This window comes from Flavobacterium sp. GW823-FHT06G12 (assembly GCF_058794775.1).
In genome coordinates this window covers 1-5,132 of record NZ_JBXAHE010000010.1, presented here as the reverse complement: position 1 = coordinate 5,132, position 5,132 = coordinate 1, and the positions used below count along the sequence as shown (strand labels likewise).

Annotated in this window: 2 tRNA genes and 2 rRNA genes; all 4 read right to left on the bottom strand. The window is 48.9% G+C overall.

Annotation, left to right across the window (positions count from 1 at the left end):
- Positions 1 to 49: 49 nt before the first annotated feature.
- A 23S ribosomal RNA gene (locus AC1Q5Z_RS23355) occupies positions 50 to 2,932 on the bottom strand.
- A 137-nt stretch (positions 2,933 to 3,069) separates the two neighbouring features.
- A tRNA-Ala gene (locus tag AC1Q5Z_RS23350) sits at positions 3,070 to 3,143 on the bottom strand.
- Between the two features lie 128 nt (positions 3,144 to 3,271).
- Positions 3,272 to 3,345: transfer RNA gene (locus tag AC1Q5Z_RS23345), tRNA-Ile, on the bottom strand.
- A gap of 127 nt (positions 3,346 to 3,472) precedes the next feature.
- Positions 3,473 to 4,986: ribosomal RNA gene (locus AC1Q5Z_RS23340) — 16S ribosomal RNA — on the bottom strand.
- Together the 16S and 23S rRNA genes with 2 tRNA genes alongside form the textbook arrangement of a ribosomal RNA operon.
- Positions 4,987 to 5,132: the final 146 nt, after the last annotated feature.

Sequence of the window (5,132 nt, the reverse complement as noted above, 5' to 3'; positions counted from 1 at the left end):
ATTTTAGAAAGTTTCCTCCCGATCCGCCTGGGCGGATCGGGAAAAGGGTGTGCATAAGCTTACGGATTATTAGTACTACTCGACTATGACATTACTGCCTTTACATCTGTAGCCTATCAACGTGGTCATCTTCCACGATCCTTAAAAGAAATCTCATCTTGTGGTGGGTTTCGCGCTTATATGCTTTCAGCGCTTATCCCTTCCCAACGTAGCTACTCTGCGGTGCCCCTGGCGGGACAACAGATACACTAGAGGTTAGTCCAATTCGGTCCTCTCGTACTAGAATCAGATCCACTCAAATTTCTAACGCCCGCAGTAGATAGAGACCGAACTGTCTCACGACGTTCTGAACCCAGCTCGCGTGCCACTTTAATGGGCGAACAGCCCAACCCTTGGGACCTTCTCCAGCCCCAGGATGTGACGAGCCGACATCGAGGTGCCAAACCCCCCCGTCGATATGAGCTCTTGGGGGAGATCAGCCTGTTATCCCCGGCGTACCTTTTATCCTTTGAGCGATGGCCCTTCCATGCGGAACCACCGGATCACTATGCTCTACTTTCGTACCTGATCGACCTGTATGTCTCTCAGTCAAGCTCCCTTATGCCATTGCACTCTACGCACGGTTACCAAGCGTACTGAGGGAACCTTTAGAAGCCTCCGTTACTCTTTTGGAGGCGACCACCCCAGTCAAACTACCCACCAAGCACTGTCCCCCACATTGCGGGGTTAGGCCTCAGATAAACAAAGGGTTGTATTTCAACAATGACTCCACAACGCCTGGCGACGCCGCTTCAAAGTCTCCAACCTATCCTACACATCATTTATCCAAGGTCAATACTAAGCTATAGTAAAGGTGCACAGGGTCTTTTCGTCCCACTGCGGGTAAACGGCATCTTCACCGTTACTACAATTTCACCGAGCTCATGGCTGAGACAGTGTCCAGATCGTTACACCATTCGTGCAGGTCGGAACTTACCCGACAAGGAATTTCGCTACCTTAGGACCGTTATAGTTACGGCCGCCGTTTACTGGGGCTTCAATTCAATGCTTCTCCGAAGATAACATCTCCTCTTAACCTTCCAGCACCGGGCAGGTGTCAGGCCCTATACTTCATCTTACGATTTTGCAGAGCCCTGTGTTTTTGATAAACAGTCGCCTGGACCTCTTCACTGCGGCCCCGATTGCTCGGGGCGACCTTTCTCCCGAAGTTACAGGTCTATTTTGCCTAATTCCTTAGCCATGAATCTCTCGAGCACCTTAGGATTCTCTCCTCAACTACCTGTGTCGGTTTACGGTACTGGTTCTTATTGCCTGAAGTTTAGAGGTTTTTCTTGGAAGCCCTTAGGCGCACTATCTCTTTGTCCGAAGACTCCGAGTACTATCGCATTTCGCCAAGCTCTACGGATTTGCCTATAGAGCCTATAGCTAGGTGCTTTAACGAACTATTCCGTCAGTTCGCGGCGCTTTCATCACTCCGTCACCCCATCACAGCAATAAGAAGTACGGGAATATTAACCCGTTGGCCATCGACTGTCCCTTTCGGGTTCGCCTTAGGTCCAGACTAACCCACAGCTGATTAGCATAGCTGTGGAAACCTTAGTTTTTCGGTGTGCGGGTTTCTCGCCCGCATTATCGTTACTTATGCCTACATTTTCTTTTCTGACCGGTCCAGCATCCCTTACGAAACACCTTCAGCCCTGTCAGAATGCTCCCCTACCACTTGCACATACATGCAAATCCATAGCTTCGGTAATATGCTTATGCCCGATTATTATCCATGCTCGTCCGCTCGACTAGTGAGCTGTTACGCACTCTTTAAATGAATGGCTGCTTCCAAGCCAACATCCTAGCTGTCTGGGCAGACAAACCTCGTTCTTTCAACTTAGCATATATTTGGGGACCTTAGCTGATGGTCTGGGTTCTTTCCCTCTCGGACTTGGACCTTAGCACCCAAGCCCTCACTGCTGGTAAACATTATATAGCATTCGGAGTTTGTCAGGAATTGGTAGGCGGTGAAGCCCCCGCATCCAATCAGTAGCTCTACCTCTATATAACTATATCCAGCGCTGCACCTAAATGCATTTCGGGGAGTACGAGCTATTTCCGAGTTTGATTGGCCTTTCACCCCTACCCACAGGTCATCCGAAGACTTTTCAACGTCAACCGGTTCGGTCCTCCACTGTGTGTTACCACAGCTTCAACCTGCCCATGGGTAGATCACACGGTTTCGCGTCTAACACTACTGACTAAAGCGCCCTATTCAGACTCGCTTTCGCTGCGGATCCATGGCTTAACCACTTATCCTTGCCAGCAGCGTTAACTCGTAGGCTCATTATGCAAAAGGCACGCCGTCACCCCACGAAAGGGCTCCGACCGCTTGTAAGCGCATGGTTTCAGGATCTATTTCACTCCGTTATTCACGGTTCTTTTCACCTTTCCCTCACGGTACTGGTTCACTATCGGTCTCTCAGGAGTATTTAGCCTTAGCGGATGGTCCCGCCAAATTCAGACAGGGTTTCACGTGCCCCGCCCTACTCAGGATACCGCTATCCATTACGCTCGTTACCCATACGGGGCTGTCACCCTCTATGGCGCTCCTTTCCAGAAGCTTCCGGTTCCTTGCGCATGAAATGTCGCGGTCCTACAACCCCAACAATGCCGTAACAATGCTGGTTTGGGCTAATCCGCGTTCGCTCGCCACTACTTACGGAATCACTTTTGTTTTCTTCTCCTCCGCCTACTTAGATGTTTCAGTTCAGCGGGTTTGCCCACCTATCGGTGTGCTATGTCTTCAACATAGCGGGTTGCCCCATTCGGATATCTGCGGATCGATCGGTGTGTGCCCGTCCCCGCAGCTTTTCGCAGCTTATCACGTCCTTCATCGCCTCTGAGAGCCTAGGCATTCCCCATGCGCCCTTATTTTGCTTATTGCACCAAATCATAATTTAATATGATCCGTTTTGTTTTGTTTCCTATCATATGCATTGCTGCAACAACAGAAAACGCTTTCTACTTTCTTATTATTTTCTTATCCCAATATGTCAATGAACTTTTAAGCTTTCGCTTTTGTGGAGAATAACGGAGTCGAACCGTTGACCTCCTGCGTGCAAGGCAGGCGCTCTAGCCAGCTGAGCTAATCCCCCAATCTAATTATGAATTGTGAATTATGAATTATGAATTTATATTCATAAGAACTCAACTCTAGAATTTCCTTTTTCTCAAGCTAACATTTTTAATTTTTAATTCTCAATTTTTAATTGATTTTAAAAAGTAGTCCCGGGCAGACTCGAACTGCCGACCCCTACATTATCAGTGTAGTACTCTAACCAGCTGAGCTACGAGACTCTGTTTTACTTAAGTTTTATCATTTTTTTAAATTAACAGCAAGAGCAATACAATTTCAAGATCCAAAAAACCGATGCTGCGCATCTTATTTCCCAAACGTGTGCAAGCACTAACATTCAGGCTCTAGAAAGGAGGTGTTCCAGCCGCACCTTCCGGTACGGCTACCTTGTTACGACTTAGCCCTAGTTACCAGTTTTACCCTAGGCAGCTCCTTGCGGTCACCGACTTCAGGCACCCCCAGCTTCCATGGCTTGACGGGCGGTGTGTACAAGGCCCGGGAACGTATTCACCGGATCATGGCTGATATCCGATTACTAGCGATTCCAGCTTCACGGAGTCGAGTTGCAGACTCCGATCCGAACTGTGACCGGCTTTATAGATTCGCTCCCCCTCGCGAGGTGGCTGCTCTCTGTACCGGCCATTGTAGCACGTGTGTAGCCCAAGGCGTAAGGGCCGTGATGATTTGACGTCATCCCCACCTTCCTCACAGTTTGCACTGGCAGTCTTGTTAGAGTTCCCGACATGACTCGCTGGCAACTAACAACAGGGGTTGCGCTCGTTATAGGACTTAACCTGACACCTCACGGCACGAGCTGACGACAACCATGCAGCACCTTGTAAACTGTCTTGCGAAAGATCTGTTTCCAAATCGGTCAGTCTGCATTTAAGCCTTGGTAAGGTTCCTCGCGTATCATCGAATTAAACCACATGCTCCACCGCTTGTGCGGGCCCCCGTCAATTCCTTTGAGTTTCATTCTTGCGAACGTACTCCCCAGGTGGGATACTTATCACTTTCGCTTAGCCACTGAAGTTGCCCCCAACAGCTAGTATCCATCGTTTACGGCGTGGACTACCAGGGTATCTAATCCTGTTCGCTACCCACGCTTTCGTCCATCAGCGTCAATAAATTGGTAGTAACCTGCCTTCGCAATTGGTATTCCATGTAATCTCTAAGCATTTCACCGCTACACTACATATTCTAGTTACTTCCCAATAATTCAAGTCCTGCAGTATCAATGGCCGTTCCACCGTTGAGCGATGGGCTTTCACCACTGACTTACAAGACCGCCTACGGACCCTTTAAACCCAATGATTCCGGATAACGCTTGGATCCTCCGTATTACCGCGGCTGCTGGCACGGAGTTAGCCGATCCTTATTCTTACGGTACCGTCAAGCTCCTTCACGAAGGAGTGTTTCTTCCCGTACAAAAGCAGTTTACAATCCATAGGACCGTCATCCTGCACGCGGCATGGCTGGTTCAGGCTTGCGCCCATTGACCAATATTCCTCACTGCTGCCTCCCGTAGGAGTCTGGTCCGTGTCTCAGTACCAGTGTGGGGGATCTCCCTCTCAGGACCCCTACCCATCGTCGCCTTGGTAAGCCGTTACCTTACCAACTAGCTAATGGGACGCATGCTCATCTTTCACCGTTGTGACTTTAATACTAGGTTGATGCCAACTTAGTATGCTATGAGGTATTAATCCAAATTTCTCTGGGCTATCCCTCTGTGAAAGGCAGATTGCATACGCGTTACGCACCCGTGCGCCGGTCTCAAGCACCGAAGTGCCCTACCCCTCGACTTGCATGTGTTAAGCCTGCCGCTAGCGTTCATCCTGAGCCAGGATCAAACTCTTCATCGTATATTTTAATATTATATTGCGATGCGCTAAACTTAGCGGTTCTTTATCGAATCTCTCGATTCTAATGCTCTTATTCTTTATGTTCTGAAATCTCTTCCAGAACGGCTGTCAATTCAATATGTCTACGAACGTGTCTTTATTTCTTC